Source organism: Gordonia crocea (assembly GCF_009932435.1).
Classification (GTDB): Bacteria; Actinomycetota; Actinomycetes; order Mycobacteriales; family Mycobacteriaceae; genus Gordonia; species Gordonia crocea.
In genome coordinates this window covers 1,483,984-1,502,383 of the sequence record NZ_BJOU01000001.1, presented here as the reverse complement: position 1 = coordinate 1,502,383, position 18,400 = coordinate 1,483,984, and the positions used below count along the sequence as shown (strand labels likewise).

General features: G+C 68.8%; 21 protein-coding genes and 1 pseudogene. 10 read left to right on the top strand and 12 right to left on the bottom strand.

Annotated elements, in window-relative coordinates; translation table 11 throughout:
- Nucleotides 1–91: 91 nt before the first annotated feature.
- On the bottom strand, nucleotides 92–691 hold the full coding sequence (sigE, locus tag nbrcactino_RS07120; protein ID WP_161926725.1) for an RNA polymerase sigma factor SigE: 600 nt from the start codon (nucleotides 689–691) through the stop codon (nucleotides 92–94).
- Between the two features lie 201 nt (nucleotides 692–892).
- On the opposite strand from sigE, the gene nbrcactino_RS07115 reads away from it, so the two are divergent.
- Nucleotides 893–1,501: an O-methyltransferase gene (locus nbrcactino_RS07115; RefSeq protein ID WP_308470337.1), complete on the top strand. Its 609-nt coding sequence runs from the start codon at nucleotides 893–895 to the stop codon at nucleotides 1,499–1,501.
- 13 nt (nucleotides 1,502–1,514) lie between these two features.
- Here nbrcactino_RS07115 and manB read toward each other — a convergent pair whose 3' ends face one another.
- From manB to rfbD, 3 genes are read right to left on the bottom strand one after another with little or no spacing between them, the layout of a single operon-like run.
- Nucleotides 1,515–2,588: a mannose-1-phosphate guanylyltransferase gene (manB, locus tag nbrcactino_RS07110; protein ID WP_161926724.1), complete on the bottom strand. Its 1,074-nt coding sequence runs from the start codon at nucleotides 2,586–2,588 to the stop codon at nucleotides 1,515–1,517.
- Nucleotides 2,585–3,460: a glycosyltransferase family 2 protein gene (locus nbrcactino_RS07105; protein WP_186343315.1), complete on the bottom strand. Its 876-nt coding sequence runs from the start codon at nucleotides 3,458–3,460 to the stop codon at nucleotides 2,585–2,587. Before nbrcactino_RS07105 ends, manB begins: the two co-directional genes overlap by 4 nt.
- Before the next feature lie 10 nt (nucleotides 3,461–3,470).
- Nucleotides 3,471–4,346, bottom strand: coding sequence for a dTDP-4-dehydrorhamnose reductase (gene rfbD, locus nbrcactino_RS07100; protein ID WP_161926722.1), 876 nt, complete (start codon nucleotides 4,344–4,346; stop codon nucleotides 3,471–3,473).
- A gap of 127 nt (nucleotides 4,347–4,473) precedes the next feature.
- Between rfbD and nbrcactino_RS07095 the strand changes: the two genes are divergently transcribed.
- A complete protein-coding gene (locus nbrcactino_RS07095) occupies nucleotides 4,474–6,432 on the top strand; it encodes an LCP family protein (RefSeq protein WP_161926721.1) in 1,959 nt (652 codons plus the stop codon).
- Nucleotides 6,433–6,488: 56 nt separating this feature from the next.
- Nucleotides 6,489–7,196 (top strand): TIGR03089 family protein, encoded by a 708-nt coding sequence (locus nbrcactino_RS07090; protein WP_161926720.1) that lies wholly within the window; start codon nucleotides 6,489–6,491, stop codon nucleotides 7,194–7,196.
- Here nbrcactino_RS07090 and nbrcactino_RS07085 read toward each other — a convergent pair.
- Complete coding sequence (locus nbrcactino_RS07085) at nucleotides 7,183–7,497, bottom strand: LysR substrate-binding domain-containing protein (protein ID WP_267130403.1); 315 nt, start codon at nucleotides 7,495–7,497, stop codon at nucleotides 7,183–7,185. The genes nbrcactino_RS07090 and nbrcactino_RS07085 overlap by 14 nt on opposite strands.
- A gap of 29 nt (nucleotides 7,498–7,526) precedes the next feature.
- Here nbrcactino_RS07085 and nbrcactino_RS18150 point away from each other — a divergent pair.
- Together nbrcactino_RS18150 and nbrcactino_RS07075 are read left to right on the top strand one after the other, a co-directional pair.
- A pseudogene (locus nbrcactino_RS18150) lies at nucleotides 7,527–7,667 on the top strand (malate:quinone oxidoreductase); the annotation flags it as partial.
- Between the two features lie 148 nt (nucleotides 7,668–7,815).
- Entirely contained in the window at nucleotides 7,816–9,141 is a 1,326-nt protein-coding gene (locus nbrcactino_RS07075; protein WP_161926717.1) for an HNH endonuclease signature motif containing protein, read from the top strand.
- Between the two features lie 163 nt (nucleotides 9,142–9,304).
- Here the strand turns inward: nbrcactino_RS07075 and nbrcactino_RS07070 are convergent, their stop codons facing one another.
- Nucleotides 9,305–9,898: a GNAT family N-acetyltransferase gene (locus nbrcactino_RS07070; protein ID WP_228460724.1), complete on the bottom strand. Its 594-nt coding sequence runs from the start codon at nucleotides 9,896–9,898 to the stop codon at nucleotides 9,305–9,307.
- 54 nt (nucleotides 9,899–9,952) lie between these two features.
- On the opposite strand from nbrcactino_RS07070, the gene nbrcactino_RS07065 reads away from it, so the two are divergent.
- Entirely contained in the window at nucleotides 9,953–10,642 is a 690-nt protein-coding gene (locus nbrcactino_RS07065; RefSeq protein WP_161926715.1) for a YdcF family protein, read from the top strand.
- Between the two features lie 98 nt (nucleotides 10,643–10,740).
- On the opposite strand, the gene nbrcactino_RS07060 is transcribed toward nbrcactino_RS07065, so the two are convergent.
- Nucleotides 10,741–11,901 carry an acyl-CoA dehydrogenase gene (locus tag nbrcactino_RS07060; RefSeq protein WP_161926714.1) on the bottom strand — a complete coding sequence of 387 codons (1,161 nt, stop codon included), beginning with the start codon at nucleotides 11,899–11,901 and terminating at the stop codon, nucleotides 10,741–10,743.
- 50 nt (nucleotides 11,902–11,951) lie between these two features.
- Entirely contained in the window at nucleotides 11,952–12,536 is a 585-nt protein-coding gene (locus nbrcactino_RS07055) for a TetR/AcrR family transcriptional regulator (RefSeq protein ID WP_161926713.1), read from the bottom strand.
- Nucleotides 12,537–12,623: 87 nt separating this feature from the next.
- On the opposite strand from nbrcactino_RS07055, the gene nbrcactino_RS07050 reads away from it, so the two are divergent.
- From nbrcactino_RS07050 to nbrcactino_RS07040, 3 genes are read left to right on the top strand one after another with little or no spacing between them, the layout of a single operon-like run.
- Nucleotides 12,624–13,001: a nitroreductase family deazaflavin-dependent oxidoreductase gene (locus nbrcactino_RS07050; RefSeq protein WP_161926712.1), complete on the top strand. Its 378-nt coding sequence runs from the start codon at nucleotides 12,624–12,626 to the stop codon at nucleotides 12,999–13,001.
- A complete protein-coding gene (locus tag nbrcactino_RS07045) occupies nucleotides 13,002–13,823 on the top strand; it encodes a dienelactone hydrolase family protein (RefSeq protein WP_161926711.1) in 822 nt (273 codons plus the stop codon).
- Between the two features lie 30 nt (nucleotides 13,824–13,853).
- Entirely contained in the window at nucleotides 13,854–14,540 is a 687-nt protein-coding gene (locus nbrcactino_RS07040; protein ID WP_161926710.1) for a GNAT family N-acetyltransferase, read from the top strand.
- 7 nt (nucleotides 14,541–14,547) lie between these two features.
- Here the strand turns inward: nbrcactino_RS07040 and nbrcactino_RS07035 are convergent, their stop codons facing one another.
- Genes nbrcactino_RS07035 through nbrcactino_RS07020 form a run of 4 tightly spaced genes read right to left on the bottom strand, consistent with a single transcriptional unit; the run spans nucleotide 14,548 to nucleotide 17,665 of the window.
- The gene (locus nbrcactino_RS07035; RefSeq protein ID WP_161926709.1) at nucleotides 14,548–14,985 is read right to left on the bottom strand and encodes a TM2 domain-containing protein; all 438 of its coding nucleotides are present in this window, start codon (nucleotides 14,983–14,985) and stop codon (nucleotides 14,548–14,550) included.
- A 46-nt stretch (nucleotides 14,986–15,031) separates the two neighbouring features.
- Nucleotides 15,032–15,967, bottom strand: a complete 936-nt coding sequence (locus nbrcactino_RS07030) for an SMP-30/gluconolactonase/LRE family protein (protein WP_228460723.1) — start codon at nucleotides 15,965–15,967, stop codon at nucleotides 15,032–15,034.
- The gene (gene purE / locus nbrcactino_RS07025) at nucleotides 15,964–16,485 is read right to left on the bottom strand and encodes a 5-(carboxyamino)imidazole ribonucleotide mutase (protein WP_161926708.1); all 522 of its coding nucleotides are present in this window, start codon (nucleotides 16,483–16,485) and stop codon (nucleotides 15,964–15,966) included. The genes nbrcactino_RS07030 and purE overlap by 4 nt, the downstream gene beginning before the upstream one ends.
- Entirely contained in the window at nucleotides 16,469–17,665 is a 1,197-nt protein-coding gene (locus tag nbrcactino_RS07020) for a 5-(carboxyamino)imidazole ribonucleotide synthase (RefSeq protein WP_371864560.1), read from the bottom strand. Before nbrcactino_RS07020 ends, purE begins: the two co-directional genes overlap by 17 nt.
- 141 nt (nucleotides 17,666–17,806) lie before the next feature.
- Here nbrcactino_RS07020 and nbrcactino_RS07015 point away from each other — a divergent pair, with 141 nt between their 5' ends.
- Nucleotides 17,807–18,385: a GtrA family protein gene (locus nbrcactino_RS07015; RefSeq protein WP_161926706.1), complete on the top strand. Its 579-nt coding sequence runs from the start codon at nucleotides 17,807–17,809 to the stop codon at nucleotides 18,383–18,385.
- Nucleotides 18,386–18,400 lie beyond the last annotated feature (15 nt).

Below are 18,400 nucleotides of genomic sequence, written 5' to 3'. Positions count from 1 at the left end.
CCTACCTGTGCCTCACCTGCTCACTGCAGCTTATCCGAAGCTACAACGATTACCGGTGCGGCGCGGTTCCCGGGTCAGCCGAACGATGGGTTCACCGGGATGGCGCGCACTCGGCCTGGTTGGCGACGAGGTAGTCGCGAATACTCTGCCGACCACGGTGGATGCGGCTGCGCACGGTGCCCAGCTTCACATCGAGGGTGGCGGCGATCTCCTCATAAGACAGCCCCTCGATGTCACAGAGGACCACCGCGGCACGGAACTCCGGGGCCAGCCGGTCCAGCGCGGCCTGCAGCACCGGGTCCAGATTCGCGTCCGCGTAGATCTGCTGCGGGTCCGGGGTGTCGCCGGGAACCCGGTCATAGTCCTCGGGCAGCGCCTCCATCCGGATCTTGGCGCGGCGGCGCACCATGTCGAGGAAGAGGTTGGTGGTGATGCGGTGCAGCCAGCCCTCGAAGGTGCCCGGCTGGTAGCTCGACAGCGAACGGAACACCCGGATGAACGTCTCCTGGGTCAGGTCCTCGGCGTCGTGCTGGTTGCCGGACAAACGGAAGGCCAGTCGGTAGACGCGATCGGCGTGCTCGGCGACCAATTCCTCCCATGAGGGCATCAAGGCCGCATCCCCGGTGGCGTCGAAGCGCGCGGTGCCGGTGATGTTCTCGTCGGTGGAGTAGTCCGCGGACGGGATCGTCATCGTGTGGCTCGTGTCCCCTCTTGGCTGCCGGTGGGCCCGGTCTGCCTCGTCGAGTTCCAACACCGCCACCCGGAACAGGTATTCCGGACTTCTCGTCGGCGTTGGTTCCCCCTTACCTTTGCCGACCCGATTGTGGTGGCTGTATGAGCGGCCTGAGTGTTGTCTAAGGATCGTCGAACGCGGTGGCCTACCCTCATAGGCGTGACGGACAACACCTACGTCGAATCGGCGATCGTCGAGGACGACGCCCTGGTCGCCGCCCGGGGCCGGGCCGAGGAATTGGGCGCCCCCACCATCTCCCCCGCAGTCGGGGCACTGTTGGCGCTGCTGGCCCGCGCGACCGGGGCCAAATCGGTCGTGGAGGTCGGCACCGGGGTCGGCGTGTCCGGGTTGTGGTTGCTGGCCGGCATGGCCGAGGACGGCGTCTTGACCACCATCGACCCGGAGTTCGAGTACCAGCAGGCCGCACGCGAATCCTTCGCGGCCGCCGACATCCCGATCGGCCGCGCCCGGTTGATCAACGGATCCCCCATCGAGGTTTTGCCCCGGCTGGCCGACGCCTCCTATGAACTGGTCTTCCTCGACGGCGAGATCCTCGACCACCCCCGCTACCTGACCGACGCGATCCGCATCCTGCGTCCGGGCGGCGTGGTCGTCCTCCACCATGCCGAAGGTCTGGATCCGAGCCAGTCGGGACCGGTCGCCGAGGCCGTGCGGCAGGCCGCGCTCATCGTTGCCGACGACGACCGCTTCCTACCCGTGGTGATCCCGCTGGGCGCCGGGGTGCTGGCCGCCGCGAAAGCCGGATAACCCGCGCCGCCGCTTACACGTCGGTGGAGAAACGCACCCCACCGTCGGGGATCTGCACGCCGGGCCACACCCGCGCCCCGCGCAACAGCTCGCAGTCCGCGCCGATTCGCGCGTTGTCACCGATGACGGTGTCGCGCACGAGCGCGCGGCGGCCGATGCGCGCGCCGCGGCCGATGATGCTGCGTTCGACAACGGCTCCGTCGTCGATCACCGCGTCGTCGAACACGACCGCGCCGTCGAGCCGGGCCCGACGGCCGACCGAGGCGCCGGCGCCGACGACGGTCCCGCCGATCAACACCGCACCCGGCCCGACCGAGGCGCCGTCTTGCACCAGCGACTCGCCGTGTCGGTCACCCAGTGCCGGCGAGGGCGCGATACCGCGGACCAGGTCCGCCGATCCCCGGACGAAGTCTTCCGGCGTCCCCATGTCGCGCCAGTAAGACTGGTCGACGTGGCCCTGGACGTGGCGCCCACGGGCCAGCAGTTCGGGGAACACCTCGCGCTCGACCGACACCGGCCGCCCGGCCGGGATGGCCTCGATGACCTCGCGCCGGAACACGTAGGTGCCGGCGTTGATCTGGTCGGTCGGCGGGTCCTGCGTCTTCTCCAGGAAGGCCGTGACCCGGCCGGTCTCGTCGGTCGGCACGCAGCCGAAGGCGCGCGGATCGCCGACGCGGACGAGGTGCAGGGTCACGTCGGCGCCGGATTCGCGGTGGGTGGTCAAGACGTCGCCGACGTCGGTCCCGCCGAGGACGTCGCCGTTGAACACGAGGATGTCCGGCGCGCTCAGCTCCGGCAGGACGTTGCGGATACCGCCGCCGGTCCCCAGCGGCTCGACCTCGGTCACGTACCGCAGGTTCATGCCGAGTGATTCACCCGAGCCGTAATAGTCCTCGAAGACCTCGGCCTGGAACGACGTGCCGAGCACGACGTCATCGATCCCGGCCGCCTTGATCCGCGACAGCAGGTGGGTCAGGAAGGGCTTGCCCGCCGTGGGCAGCATCGGCTTGGGCGCCGACAGGGTCAGCGGACGCAGCCGCGTGCCCTTGCCGCCGACGAGGATGACGGCCTGCACGTCCTTGCTCACGATTGCCTCCTGTTGAGTTCGCGTCGCGCCGCTTTGACCGCGACGCGGGACCGGACTGCCAACCCGGCCCGCAGGGCCCAGCGCAGCGGCGCACGCAGGGCACCGGGGTTGCGGTCGGCCTGGAAGCGGTAGGCGCTGCGGTGGTGGGCCGGCAACATCAGCTCGGGGTTCTTGCTGGCCGCATGGCCCTTGGTGTGCAGGATCTCCGCGGTGGGCACGAAGACGTTCTGCCAGCCGGCCTTGCCCAGGCGGTCGCCAAGGTCGACGTCCTCCATGTACATGAAGTAGCGCGAGTCGAAGCCGTCGATCTCGTCGAAGGCCGTGCGCCGCAGCAGCAGGCAGGACCCGGACAGCCAGCCGACCGGGCGCTCGAGGTCGGCGCGGTCGGCGTCGAGGTAGGCCCGGGTGAACGGGTTGTTCTTCCACACCGCACCAAGAACCGCGTGGCCGGTGCCCGCGACGAGCCTCGGCACCTGCCGGGCGGAGGGGTAGACCGAACCGTCGGGCTCGCGGATCAGCGGCCCCAACGATCCCGCCTGCGGCCACCGCGCCGCGGCCGCCAACAGTTCGTCGAGGGAGCCGGGGCCCCATGCGACGTCGGGATTGGCGACGACGATGAACTCGACCGCCGGGTCGATCTCGGCGACGGCGCGGTTGATCGCCCCGCCGTAGCCGAGGTTGGCCCCGGTGTGGACCAGGGTGACCCGGTCGTAGTCGCGCTCGGCCGCCTCGGGGGCGCCGTCGTCGGATCCGTTGTCGGCGATGACGACGCGCGGCGCCGCCTCGGTGGCGAGGGCCAGGGTGTCGAGAAACGACTTCAAGTAGTCGCCTGACGAATAGGTCACCGTCACGACTGCGAGCTGATCAGTCACGCCGGACAGCCTAACGAACCAACGCTTCACCGACGGCATCACGCCACTGCCGGAGTGGCGTGAGTCGCAGGTCGCGCCAGGAACGCGTCGACAGCACCGAGTACGCGGGGCGCGGCGCGGGACGCGGGAAGTCGGCCGTACTGCAGGGTTCCACCCGCGTGGCGTCGAGCCCGAGCTCCTCGAATACGGCCTTGGCCAAGCCGCACCACGTCGTCTCCCCGCCGTTGGCCGCGTGGACCGTCGCCGCACGACCGGCGTCGGTGACGACCATCTCCCAGAGGCCGCGCGCCAGATCGGGCGCGTAGGTCGGCGAGCCGTGTTGGTCGTCGACGACGGTGAGCCGGTCCCGCTCGCCGGCGAGCCGGCGCATGGTCGAGACGAAGTCGACGTCGTCGGTGCCGCCGGTGTACAGCCACGACGTGCGCACGACGGTGGCCGACGGGTCGGCTTCGCGCAGGCGGCGTTCGCCGTCGAGCTTGGTCCGCCCGTACACGCTGGGCGGTTCGCCGCCGGTCTCGTCGGGTTCGTAGGGGGTGGTCCGCGTCGGCGGTTCGGGTGCGGCGGGACCGTCGAAGACGTAGTCGGTGGACAGGTGGATCAGGCGTGCGCCTGCCGAGGCTGTTTGCGCGGCGAGCAGTGCCGGGCCGGTGGCGTTCACCGCGGCCGCCCGCTCCGGTTCGCGTTGCGCGTCGTCGACGCGCGTATAGGCCGCACAGTTGAGGACCACATCATTCCCGGTCAGCCGACTCCCCCAGGCGGCCACCGCCGCGGCGTCGGAGATATCGAGATCAGCCGAGGTCAAGCCGATGATTCCGAGCCCATCGGGCCGGGTCGACGCCAAGGCGCGGCCCAGCTGACCGCCCGAGCCGGTGACGAAGACTGTCATTCCCCCATCATGACCGATCCGCGTCGCCCGGCGTTGCGCTCCCCCGCTATACCCATTCGCATCAGTAAAGTGTTTTGAGACCACCAGTCACAATTGCCACTGGAGAAACAAGGAGAACGGGTCAGTCGTGGACAAAGCCACCCCGACGCGCCGTGCCGATCGGCAGCGCGAATCGCAGCGCCGCGACGACCGGCAGCGAGGCGAACGGCGTCCACAGGAGCGGCAGCGCGGCGAACGGCACCCCCAGGACGGACAACGCACCGAGCCCCGCCCCGAGGCGCGCGAGGGCCGTCGGCGTCCCGCTCCCCAGACGGTTCCCGGCCGCCGAGAGCGTCCGACGCGGACCTCCTCCGGTGAGATCCACACCCCCGAACGCCGGCCCGGACCCGCCAAGCGCGCCGCGCCACCGGCGAAAAAGGCCCGCGGTGCGCAAGCCCCCGCTCCGAAGCGGCCAGGTTCGAAGCGTCCGGGTCCGCAGCGTCCGGGTCCGCGCCCGCCGAAGGCCCAGTCTTCGAAAGCCCAGTCGTCGAAGGCCCAGCCGTCGAAGGCCCAGCCGGAGACCGACGGTTCGACGCCACCGCCGACCAGTCCGCCGCGATCGCTGCGCAGCTACTTCGGCGGCGGCCCGAGCCGCAAGGCGCTGCACCGCGTCGGGCAAGTCGTGGTGACCCTGATCTCGGTGGCGGTCCTGGTCGTCGGCGGCTACTCGTGGCGGTCGGCCACCGGGGTGACCGGATCGATCACCCAGCTTGCCGGCTTGAACCTCGGCGGCGGCAACGACGGCGCGGTCGACCTCCTGCTCGTCGGCACCGACTCCCGCACCGACGCCAAGGGCGTGCCGCTCACCCCGCGGGAGTTGCGCTGGCTCCGCTCCGGGGATGAGACCGCGATGAACACCGACACGATCCTGCTCATCCGCATTCCCAACAACGGCTCGTCGGCCACCGCCATCTCCATCCCGCGCGACGCGTACGTCAACGTGCCGGGATTGGGCATGAGCAAGATCAACGCCGCCTACGGCGCCACCAAGGAACGCGTGCGCCGCACCCAGGTGGAGCGCGGCGGAAATCCGGATAAAGCCGAGCGGGACGGCACCCAGGCCGGCCGCAAGGCCCTCATCGACACCGTCGCCACCCTGACCGGCGTCGAGGTCGACCACTATGCCGAGGTCGGACTGCTGGGGTTCGCGCTGCTGACCAACGCCGTCGGCGGCGTCGACGTCTGCCTGAAAGCACCTGTGCGGGAACGGTATTCAGGAGCCAAGTTCCGCAAGGGCCGTCAGACGCTGAACGGGCCGCAGGCGTTGAGTTTCGTGCGCCAACGCCATGGCCTGCCCCGCGGCGACCTTGACCGCATCACCCGTCAGCAGGTCTTCATGGCTTCCCTGGCGCAGAAGATGCTCTCCGCCAAGGTGCTCACCGACCCGAAGACGATGGGCAAGCTCGAGACCGCCGTCTCCCGCTCGGTGGTCATCGACGACAACTGGGACGTGCTCTCCTTCGCCGAGAAGCTCCGCGACCTGTCCGGCGGCAAGGTCCGCTTCGCCACCATCCCGATCGTCACCGAGGAGGGCTGGAGCGAAGAGGGCCAATCGATCGTCAAGGTCGACCCGCGGGCCGTCCACACCTTCACCGACCAGTTGCTCTCCGGCGACGAGCCCAAGAAGCAGCGGGCCGGCAAGGAGTCCTACACCGTCGACGTAGTCAACGCGGGAACCATCGACGGGATGGCGGCGAACGTGTCGAACATCCTGACCGCCAAGGGCTTTGGGCCGGGCAAGACGTCCACGAAGCCGATGAACGAGCGGGACTCGATCATCTTCGCCCGCAATGCCGACGACGCCACGGTCAAGCAGCTCTCGCAGGACCTGGGCGGCGTCGCGATCCGCGCCGACAGTTCGCTGTCCGACCGCCAGGTGCGCGTCGTGTTGACCAACACCTACTACGGCCCCGGATCGATCATGGACACCGGCCCGCAGCCCGACGCCCAGCGCGTCGCGGACAACAAACGGCGTGCCGCTGCACGCGCCGGTTCCGCCCGGGCGCCGATCACCGCGGCGACCAATGGCCCCATGTGCGTGAACTGACGTCGGCGTCGGCTGCCCGCTGACCTGCGTTGAGCGGATCGCGCTACCCTGCCAGCGTGGCCTCGATTACCGCTGCGGTCCTGACCGCGACCCCCGACCCGACGCGCCCGATGCTGACCTTCTACGACGACGAGACCGGCGAACGCACCGAGCTTTCCGCGCTCACGCTGGGCAACTGGGCGGCGAAGACGGCCAACTTCTTCCGCGACGAACTGGGACTGGCGAGCGGCGACACGATTCTCGTCGACCTCCCCGAGCACTGGCAGACGGTGGCCATCCTGTTGGGCGCGTGGTGGGCCGGGGTCGGTGTGGTCACCCCCGGTGCCGACGCCGATGACGTCCGCGCCGTCGTCACCTCGTCGGCACGCGTCGACGACTATCCCGACGCGGAAGAGACGGTCGTCGCCTCGTTGGACCCGTTCGGCATCGGCGTACCCGGACTCCCCGTCGGGGTGATCGACTATGGCCCGTCGGTCCGAATCCACAGCGACAACTTCACCCCCGGTGCCGACGCCCCGCACCCGTTGCCCGGGCGCACCACCGGACAGGTGCTCGACGCGGCACGAGACGCGGCGGCCGACGCCGGCATCACGTCGGGTTCGCGCGTGCTGACGACGCTGGGCTGGCACGACGCCGACGGCATCGCGGTGAACCTCGTCGCACCCCTCGCCGTCGGTGCGAGCCTGATCGTCGTCGCCCATCCCGACGAGTCCAAGCTCGAGTCCCGAGCCGCCACCGAGCGAGCCGACGTCATTCGACGCTGAGCCCCGATATCCCCCGTTCGACGACGAAGTCCCGGAACCTGCGCGCGATAGGCGAGAGTGACGGCATGGTGGTCGCCAAGGCAACAGTCCGCGCGTAGCCATCACCGCGCAACGGCACGTCGACGACGCCCGGGAAACGGCGCGCGGGCAATGGCAGTAGTGCAACGCCCAGGTCACGACTGACGAAGTCCCTCGCCGTTCCGAACTCCGTGACTTCGATGGCGATCGACGGCTCGAAACCCGCTGTTGCACACCACTCCTCGGTACGTCGGCGGAGGTCGTACGACGACGGGTTGGCGATGAACCGCTCCCCTTCGAGATCGGCCAGGTATCGGGCGCTTGGAGCAAGGGGCCGAGATGGTTGTCTCAGCGGACCGCACCAACGCCGGCCTACTCGGGGCTTCACCGGGAGCATCGACAGCGGCGCCGATCATGAGCGATCTCATCGAGCAGTGCTTTAGCGACGAGTAGCGCTGAACTACCCATCTGCGCAGTTCAGCGAGTCTTCTGACGCTTGTCAGACGATCGGCGTACACTGGTCATTAGATATAAAACCACAGCACACAGTTTCTAACAGCGGTCCGCACAACATGATGCGAACCCGGACCTGGGGGGTCTCATGAACCACGACGAACTCACCACATTCGTCACCGAACTGGCCGACGACCTGGCGCCGACGGCGGTCGGATCTGGCACCGGCGTGGGTGCGTTGTTGGCCTCGGCGGAGGCGATCGCCGATGACAAGGCGGTGTTGGGGGTGATGGTCACCGCGGTCCGGATGGGCAACATCGCCTCCTATCTCTTGGCCGCCGCGACGGCGCGCGCCGAGGCCATCGGTATCCCGGTGCGGCACCGGTTGAAGAACGGCCGTGACCTGTTGCGGGAATTGCCGCTGGCGCCTGCCACCATCAACCGGGTGGCCCGGTTGGCCCAGCACCTGGATGATCTGCCGAACCTGGTGCGTGACGTCCGCGACGGCGACCTCACCGTCGAGCATGCGGATGCGGTGATCCGCGGTCTCGACCACATTGCCACCCGCATGGGTGCCGATGGATTCACCGAGGTGCGGGACAAGACCGCATCAACCTTGTTGGCGCATGCCCGGATCGATCAACCCGCCCAAGTCATGGAGAAAGCCCGCGAACTCGGCCACGAGTTGGCGCCCCTGGATCCACCCAGCACACCACCGGCCGACAACCCGTCCTTGAACCAGGCGTCGATCAGCCGCACCGATGAAGGGCGCGTGACGGTGGAGGCCGATCTGGATCAGCTGTCCGGGGAGAAACTCCACACCGCCCTGGATGCCCTGGCGAAGCCCACGCCGGCACCCGACGGCTCCCCCGATCCGCGTCCCAGGGCCCAACGCACCGCCGACGCCCTGGTCAGCGTGATCACCGCATACTTGGCATCACGGAATCGTCCGACCGTCGGCGGGATCGTCCCCCACATCACCATGACCGTGCCCTTGCCTGTCCTGGTACCCGACAGCCCTCTCGGCGAGGCTCACGCCGCACGCCTGGGATTCACCGGATCGGTATCAGCCGACACCGCACGGGAAATCGCCTGCGGCAGTGCTGAAGTCGCCGCGTTGATCACTGCGGACTCGGTGCCGCTGGATGCCAAACGCACCCAACGCTTCGTCACCGGCACCCTCCGCCGCGCCCTGGAGGCACGCGACGGTGGCTGCCAATTCCCCGGATGCGGCAGACCACCAGCCTGGTGCGAAGGGCATCACATCAAGCATTGGGCTGATGGGGGCGAGACGAACCTCAAGAACACCGTGCTGCTCTGTTCGCTGCATCACCACACGTATGTCCACGGCAAAGGCTGGAACATCCAGATCGGCTTCGACGGCCACCCCTGGTTCCAGAGTCCCGAAGGAGGTGACTGGATCCGCTGCCACAACCGACGCAGCCTCACCCTCGCCGACCACGCCGCCGCCTAACCCCGGCCACACCCACCTGAAAATTCCACCAGCGCAGCACCTTCGGCCCCCGGGCCACCCACGTACCTTGAGAACTTCATAACGAAAACGGCCCCGGTCGGGGCCGGTCCACTACCCCGGCAGCCGATGCCTGGTGCACGAACGGCCCCGACCACACGGCGCGCTACACGTCCGGCCAGATCTGCGGAATGCGCTCATCACCGGCGTGTAGTTCCGCGGTGACCACTTGCTCGTCGCGGCCGCCGGCGGTCTCCGTCCGCACGCCGGTGTACCGAAACCCGGCCCGAGCTGCGAGTCGCGCGGATAGCAGGTTGGCGGGCAATGCCGACCAGGTCAGCCTCGTGAGACCGAGTCCGTCGGAGCTCAACGCCTCGTCGACCACGGCAGCCAAGGCCTCGGTCATGTAGCCGCGCCCGCGGTGTTCGGGCACGCTCCAGTAGCCGACCGATCCGCCGGCGTCGCGCAGCGCGACGCCGATACATCCGACGAGGACGTCGTCAGCCGTCGTGATCACCCGCGTCACCGAATCGGGGGACGGCGCCGTGACGCGGACGAATTGCTCCGCGTCAGACCGCCGATACGGAACTGGGACGAGAGTGAACCGCTGGATGTCAGGGTCTTGGCAGGCTCGGTACACAGCATCGACATCGTGCTCCCCTGGAGGCCGGAGAAGTAGCCGCGCGGTGCGCAATGTCGAGGTCACCGCCCCAGCCTGGCAGCACTCCGGCCGCCTCACAAACGGATTACGCCGCCGCATCGATTGACCATCGCCCCTCGCCGCGGCCCGTGACGCCTGGTTACGTTGGGACTCGTGTTGTTCAGAGTGAAGCTCGGGATCGCCTGTCTGGCCACCGCAGCCTCCGTTGCGGGCATCGGCGCCAGTGCCGACGTCGCACCGCAAGCGCGCGCGGATGGGCCGGTGCTCTACAACGGCCTGTTGTCCACGACGGGCTGCCTGATCCCGAACTACCAGGTGATCAAGACCTGTTCCAGCCTCGAAGTCCTGAGTCCCCGCGCACCGGTCATCTTGAACATCAACCCGGTCGGCACCCGCCTGGTCGTGCTCGGCGCACGGCTCAACAACAACGGCAGCGTCCCCCGCGTACTCGTGCCTCGCCTCCAGGCCGCGCTCGCCCTGGCCCGCGGCTTCCCCACCGCCGGCATCATCACCACGGGCGGCGTCACCAATCGCCGCGCGCGCAAGAGCGAGGCTCAGGCGATGAAGAACTGGCTGGTCAAGCACGGCGTCGCCCCCAATCGGATCGCGACGGAGAACCGCTCCCGGTCCACCGCGGAGAACGCCAAGTTCGTCGCACCGATGCTGTTCCGCGGCGGCGCCACCGGTGTCGTCGTGGTGACCAGTCACAACCACCTGCGTCGCGCGATGATCAACTTCCGCTCAGCGGTGCACGGCGGAATGCCGGTTGCCGGGGTCGTCCCCGGGCCGGGCAATGGCAGCGGGTCGAGCTCCGGTGGGCTCGGCTCGATGGGCTCGAGTTAACCTTCAGCACACCCGACTGACTCGAGCAGACAACGGCCGCCGCGAATTCCTTCGCGACGGCCGTTGTCGATTGCGTCTATAGCGGAGAGCGCCGGGAATCAGCGCAGCAGCGCGCGGCTCATCACGACGCGCTGGATCTGGTTGGTGCCCTCGTAGATCTGGGTGATCTTCGCGTCGCGCATCATGCGCTCGACCGGGAAGTCGGTGGTGTAGCCGGCACCGCCGAACAACTGGACGGCATCGGTGGTCACCTCCATGGCGACGTCGGAGGCCATGCACTTCGACGCGGAGCTGATGAAGCCGAGGTTGGGCTCACCGCGCTCGGCGCGCGCCGCAGCGGTGTAGACCATGAGGCGCGCAGCCTCCACCTTCATCGCCATGTCGGCGATCATGAACTCGACGCCCTGGAACTGGCTGATCGTCTTGCCGAACTGCTTGCGGTCCTTGACGTAGGCGATGGCGGCGTCGAGGGCGCCCTGCGCAACGCCGACGGCCTGGGCGCCGATGGTCGGACGCGTGTGGTCGAGCGTGGCGAGCGCGGTCTTGAAGCCGGTGCCCTCGTCGCCGATGATCCGGTCCTCGGGAATCGTGCAGTTCTCGAAGTACAGCTCCGCCGTCGGGCTGCCCTTGATGCCGAGCTTGTGCTCGAGGGGGCCGACGGTGAAGCCGGGGTCGTCCTTGTGGACCATGAAGGCCGAGATGCCGTTGGCACCCTTCTCCGGATCGGTCACCGCCATGACGGTGTACCAGGTCGACTGGCCGCCGTTGGTGATCCAACACTTGGACCCGTTGATGACCCAGGTGTCGCCGTCCTTGCGGGCGCGCGTCTTCATCGACGCGGCGTCGGAGCCGGCTTCGCGCTCGGACAGCGCGTAGGAGGCCATCGCCTCACCGGAAGCGATCGACGGCAGCACCTTGGACTTGAGTGCGTCGTCGCCGGACAGGATGAGCCCCATCGTGCCGAGCTTGTTCACGGCCGGGATGAGCGAGGCCGACACGTCGACGCGGGCAACCTCTTCGATGACGATGCACGCGGCAACCGAGTCGCCGCCCTGGCCGTCGAACTGCTCCGGGACGTGAATGGCGTTGAACCCGCTCTCAACGAGGGCCTTGCGCGCCTCCTCGGGGAAACGCGCGTTCTCGTCGACGTCCTTGGCGTAGGGGGCGATCTCCTTCTCGGAGAGGGCGCGAATCGCCTCACGCAGCGCTTGGTGCTCCTCGGGCAGCTGGAACAGGTCGAAATCCGGGTTGCCGGCCATCTTCTCACTCCTTCTTGGCACTGAGTGCCAGCTTGTGTGTTACCAGTTCATCACGGGACCAGCGCATCGCACAACAACCGCAGTTCCGCGTCGAGGTGGTCGGCGGTGGCACCGGGCTCGCCGCGCAGCAACGAACGCAGCAGGAAGTTGTGGACGGCGATCACGGCGGCCGAGAACGCAATGATCCGCTCATGGGCGGCGTCGGGCAGCCGATCGCGCAGAAAATCCTCGAACAACCGCTGGTAGCGGTAGGTGGTGACCAACTCGCGGTCGCGCAGCGCAGGGGTCTGAGACACGACGAGGTAGCGCTGCACCGCCAGTTCCCGGTGCCGGTCGTAGTGGGCGAAGACGAGTTCGGCCCCGTTGCAGACCGACCGCCACGGATCGACACTCGACGCCGCCAGCAGCCGGTCCACCTCGGTCAGCAGCAGCTCGTGGTCGACGAAGATCAGGTCTTCCTTGGAGTGGAACATCCGGAAGAGCGTCCGGCGCGACGTACCGGCCGCGTGGGCCACCTCGTCGACCGTCGTCGCGTCATAGCCCTGCGCGGCGAACAAGCGGGTCGATTCCGCCACCACGTGCATCCGGAAGTCGACGTCGGTGCTTGCCTGCGGTCCCGAGTCGGTCGCGGTCATGCGACCAGTATCGCGCATCGGCCGCAAACCGCGTCCATCGCGACACCTTCCCGCACCTCCACAAGCGACATGGGTCACACTGGGTCCATGAGACTGCCGAACTCGCTTGCCCGCCTCAACAAAGTGGTGACCAATCCGATCCAGCGCCTGTGGGCGCCCCATTTCGCTCCATTCATCATGCTCGAACACGTCGGCCGCAAGTCGGGGAAGCGCTACTCCATCCCCGTGGTGGCGTTCGTCGACGGGGACAAGCTGTCCATCGTCCTGACGTACGGACCCAAGACCGACTGGGTCCGCAACGTCCAAGCGGCCGGACGGTTCGACATGGTCCGCAAGAACAAGCGCTACACCGTCGTCGGACCGCGGCTCGTCCCGTCGGACTCCCCCGACATCGTGAAGGCCGCACGGATCCCGGCGCGGGCCTTCGACTACGTCCTCAACGGCACGATTCGAGAGGGCGACTGAATGCCCCGCGACGCGCTCGCCGATTTCGCCACCGAGGAGTTCACCGCCGAGGGCAAGACGCACCTCGTTTACACCAAAGGGACCGGCCCGGCGGTGATCGTGATCTCCGAGATCCCCGGCATCACCCCGCTGGTCGCCGACTTCGCCCGCCGCGTCGCCGACGCCGGGTGCACCGTGTTCATGCCGTCGCTGTTCGGCCTGGACGGCCAATCGATGGTGCCGGGCAGCGCGGCCGACGTCGCCGCCGGGGCCCGGGTGGCCGGCAACCTGGTCCGCAAGGTGTGCGTCAGCCGCGAGTTCACCATCCTCGCGACCGGCCGCAGCTCCCCCGTCGTCACCTGGTTGCGGGCACTCGCCCGCGAGGCCCACGCGCGCTGCGGTGGCCCCGGGGTCGGGGCCATCGGCATGTGCCTGACCGGCGGATTCGCCCTCGCCATGGCCGTCGACGACACGATGATCGCACCGGTGCTGTCCCAGCCGTCGCTGCCACTGCGCCCGATCGGCAATTCCCGCAACATCGACATCTCCGACGACGATCTGGCCCGGGTCAAGACCCGCTGCGCCGCCGGTCTCCAGGTGTTGGGACTTCGATTCGAGGGCGACCGACTGTCCCCGCCCGACCGGTTCGCCTTCCTCCGCGAGCAACTCGGCGACGCGTTCATCGGCGTCGAGCTCCCCGACTCCGCGGCCAACCCGAAGCCGGTCAACCCGCCGCACTCGGTGGTGACCGAGCACCTCATCGACGAGCCGGGCCAACCCACCAGACAGGCTCTGGACCAAGTGCTCGCGTTCTTCACCGACAAGCTGGACGTGGCGCGCTGACTGCCGACCAGATACGAGCCACGCTGGGTCATGCGTTCTGATCACCCGCCCCTCACCACCGACCCGGTGGGGGCGTCGTTGACCGGCGCGCACGCCGGGTACGCGCTGCGCCGCGGCCGGATCAGCCGATACGACCCGGAGGTCTCGGTCTTCTATGCCCACCCGGCCGAACTGACCGAAGACGACTGGGCCGACCTCGCCGAGCTCGCCGGGACCGGCGCCACCGTCGGGCTGCGGGGTCGGCGAACCCCGCTCCCCGACGGGTGGACGGTGCTGCGCACCTTCGAGCTCGTGATGTACTCCGGCGCCGGGTTGGTGACGCGACCCGACGACGAGGCCGTCGTACTCGGACCCGATGACGTCGACGACATGCTGGACCTCGTCGCCGCGGCGCAGCCCGGACCGTTCGCGCGGCGCACCGTCGAACTCGGCCGGTACCTCGGATTCCGCGACGACGACGGCCGACTCATCGCCATGGCCGGCGAACGAATGCGGCCACCGGGGTGGGGCGAGATCAGCGCGGTGGCCACGGCGCCGCACGCACGCGGAAAGGGCTTGGCGCAACGGCTGATCCGGGCGGTCGGCGCCCATATCGTGCAGCGCGGGGACCTGCCGTTCCTCCACACCTCCGCCGACAACCCGGCCCGCGCACTCTACGAGCGGCTGGGGTTCGAGTTGGTCGACGAGGTGGACTTGGAGATCGTCCAGGTTCCCTGACGCGCGATCAGTCGCGCAGCTTGCGCCCGTCGGAGTCGGGGACGTTGCCGATGAAGATCAGGATCGCATCGATCAGCGGCCAGATACCGCAGGTGAGCCAGGACAACAGCAACATCGCGACGCCCATCCCGGTGTAACCGAGGTAGAACCGACCGATGCCGAACGAGCCGAGGAAGAGTTGCAGGAGGCCGGCCACCAACTTGCTCTTGTCCGACAGCGGGTTGCCCCACTCGTCGACCTGGGGAGGACCGTAGGCATACCCCTGCTGCGGATAGCCCTGCTGGTAGCCGCCCTGTTGGTAGCCGCCCTGCGGGGGGTAGCCACCTTGCTGGGGGTAGCCACCCGGCTGCGGGTAGCCGCCCACCTGAGGCTGTCCCGGGCCGGGCGGGGTTGCCCCGGGCTGGCCGGCGTCGGACGGGTTGGCGAACGGATCAGGCGTGGTCACGGCGCCAGCCTATACGGGTCGCGCCCCGACGGCGAGGGGGCCGCGGCTACAGGTCGACGACCCCGACCGCGTCGGTTTCCAGGCTGCCGAGCCACACCCGGCCGCCGTGTTCGCGCACCCCGGTCACGAGGTGGAACTCGGCCGAGTCGCCGTGGACGTCGTGGCGCAACACGCCCTGCTCGTCGAAGGCCTGCACCCGGACCGTCCGCTTCGGCTTCGGCTGCAAAAACCCCGGTACCCGTCCCGCAGCCCGGCGCACCAGCATCGGCGCGTGGTGGACGCCGGACATGACGGGTTCGGTCGGCGAGGCGATCGCCACCCAGATCAACCCGTCGCTGCCGCGGGAAATGTTGTCCGGGTAGCCGGGCAGGTCGGTGGCCAGGAAGTCGCGGGTACCCGCCTTCGGGCCGGTCAACCACCACCGCACCAGCGTGCGGGCGGTCGTCTCGGCGACGCAGACGAACGACTCGTCGGCCGCCAACGCCACCCCGTTGGAGAACGCCAACCCGTCCAGCACCACCGTGACGGTGCCGTCCGGGGATCGCCGCAGCAGCTTGCCGGTGCGGGTGTCTTCGATCATGTCGTTTTTCCAGCGCTCGATCGGGTGCACCGTCGACGAGTCACTGAACCAGATGTCCCCGCCCGCGGAGACCGCTGCGTTGTTGCAGAACACCATCGGCCGCCCGCCGACCTCGGTGACCAGTTCCTCGACCTCGCCGGTCGCCGGGTCCACCGCCAACACCCCGCGGTGCGCGTCGCAGACCAGGAGCCGGCCGTCGGGGAGCAGTTCGATGCCCAACGGCCGCCCGCCGGTGTGACCGATCCGGGTCACCGCGCCGGTGGCGGGATCGACCGACAACAGGGTGCCGTCCTCCAGCCCGGTGTACACCGTCCCGTCCTCGCCGACGACGACGTCCTCGGGCCCGCGACCACCGAGGTCGATGAGCCGAACCGGCCGCACCGCCACGCCCGCCACCGTCACTCCCCCATCAGCGTGCGACGCAGGGCCGCGTCCTTGTCGGCGACCATGGCCGCCAAGTCCGCCTGGAACGCGGTCATCCGTTGCTGCAGCGCCGGATCGGCGGCCGCGAGGATCCGCACCGCGAGCAGCCCGGCGTTGCGCGCGCCGCCGATCGAGACCGTCGCCACCGGCACCCCGGCCGGCATCTGGACGATGGAGAGCAGCGAATCCATTCCGTCGAGGTGCTTGAGCGGCACGGGCACACCGATCACCGGCAGCGGCGTGGCCGAGGCCACCATCCCGGGCAGGTGGGCCGCGCCGCCGGCGCCGGCGATGATGACCGAGATGCCGCGACCGGCGGCCTCCTGCGCGTAGTCGAGCATCAGCTGGGGGGTGCGGTGGGCCGAGACGACCCCGACCTCGAAGGGCACGTCGAATTCGGCGAGCGCCTCCGCGGCTGCCGTCATCGTCGGCCAATCAGAATCGCTGCCCATGATGAGGCCGACCCGCGGCCCCGCATTCTCACTCACCGTGCTCATCCCATCCGTCGGTCCAGGTCGCGGTCGACAGCCAGGTCGCCGCCCGCTCGGCGCGCTCGCGCACCTCGTCGATCGAGGCCCCCGGCACCCCCACGATATTGACATGTCCGACCTTGCGATCGGGTCGTTCGGACTTCCCGTACAGGTGGATCTTCGCCTCGGGGATCCGGCCCATCAGATGGTGGATGCGTTCATCCATCGACATCGACGGTGCCTGCGCGGCACCCAGGACGTTCGCCATGACCACCGGGCCGGCGACCGCGTCGGTCGCCCCCAGCGGGTAGTCGAGCACCGCGCGCAGGTGCTGCTCGAACTGCGAGGTGATCGCGCCGTCCATCGACCAGTGCCCGCTGTTGTGGGGACGCATCGCCAGCTCGTTCACCACCAGCTCGCCGTCTGAGGTCTCGAACAGCTCCATCGCCATCACCCCGACGACGCCGAGTTCGTCGGCCAGCCGCAGCGCCATCTGTTGGGCTCGCTCGGCGACCTCGGCGGACAGCCCCGGTGCCGGCGCGAGAACCACCGCGCATTGCCCGTGGCGCTGGATCGTCTCGACCACCGGCCAGGCCGCCCCCTGGCCGAAGGGCGAGCGCGCGATCAACGCCGACAGCTCACGCCGCATCGGCACCTTCGCCTCGGCCATGAGCTGGGTCGCATCGTCGGCGCCGTCGATCACCGCCAGGGCCGCCGCCTCGTCGTCGAGCAACCACACCCCTCGGCCGTCGTAGCCGCCGCGCACCGCCTTGACGACGATCTGCCAGTCGTGGCGCGCCCCGAACTCGCGCAACGCGGCGCGGGCGGCGACCCGGTCGCCGGACAGGTCGACGAAGTCGGGTACCGGCAATCCCAGCGCCGAGAGCCGCGTCCGCATGGCCAGTTTGTCCTGCGCGAAGTGCAGTGCCTTCGACGGCGGGTGCACGGTCACCCCCTCGGCTTCGAGGGCCTGCAGGTGCGCCAACGGCACCCCTTCGTGGTCGAAGGTGAGCGCGTTGGCCCCCGCCGCGGCGCGGCGCAGGTCATCGAGGCTGTCATGCGATCCGATGACCACGTCGGCGCTCACCGTCGCAGCCGGATCGTCGGTGTTCGAGGCCAGGACTCGGAGGCATTGTCCCAGTTCAATAGCTGATTGATGGGTCATCCGGGCGAGCTGTCCGCCCCCGATCATGGTGACCACCGGCATCGTCGTACTGCGTCTGTGCACGTCGTCCATCCTGCCGTATGTTTTTTGACTCGCTCATCGAGCCCGTACACTAGATCTTCGTGCCCTGTGCCGGTGCAGCGTTGTGAATGCTCGGCACCCGGGGCGGAGAAGGGACCACCCATGTTGACCAACCTGTACGACCGCTACGCGAACACACTGCGCCAGCTGGTCAAGTTCGGTGCGGTCGGCGGCTCCGGCGTCCTGGTGAACATGGTGGTCACCGTCATCATGAACAAGCTCAACGGCGGCTCCATCAACGCCCAGAACGTGTTGTGGAGCATCCCCGGGACCGACTTCAACGTGCGCTTCACCGCGCTGGTCTGGATCGTCGCCTTCTTCGTCGCCAACCTGTACAACTTCCAGCTGAACCGCTCCTGGACGTTCCAGTCCAGCAAGCACGCCACCTGGTGGGGAGAGTTCTGGCCGTTCCTCGCGGTCGGTTCGGTGGCCGCCGCCGTCGGCCTGGTCATCAAGATCGCGCTCACCAACCCGTCGAGCCCGCTGTTCCTCCCCGACCCCTACTTCCACGAGGCGGCCGGGCTCAACTCACGCGAGTACTGGGCACAGCTGATCGCGATCCTCATCACGATGCCGATCAACTTCGTCGTCAACAAGCTGTGGACCTTCCGCGCGGTTCGGTCGAGCCGGCTGCACGCGCTCGCCGACGAGCCCGTCGCCGAACCCGCCGACGCGGCCTGACCGACCCCTCCCGGC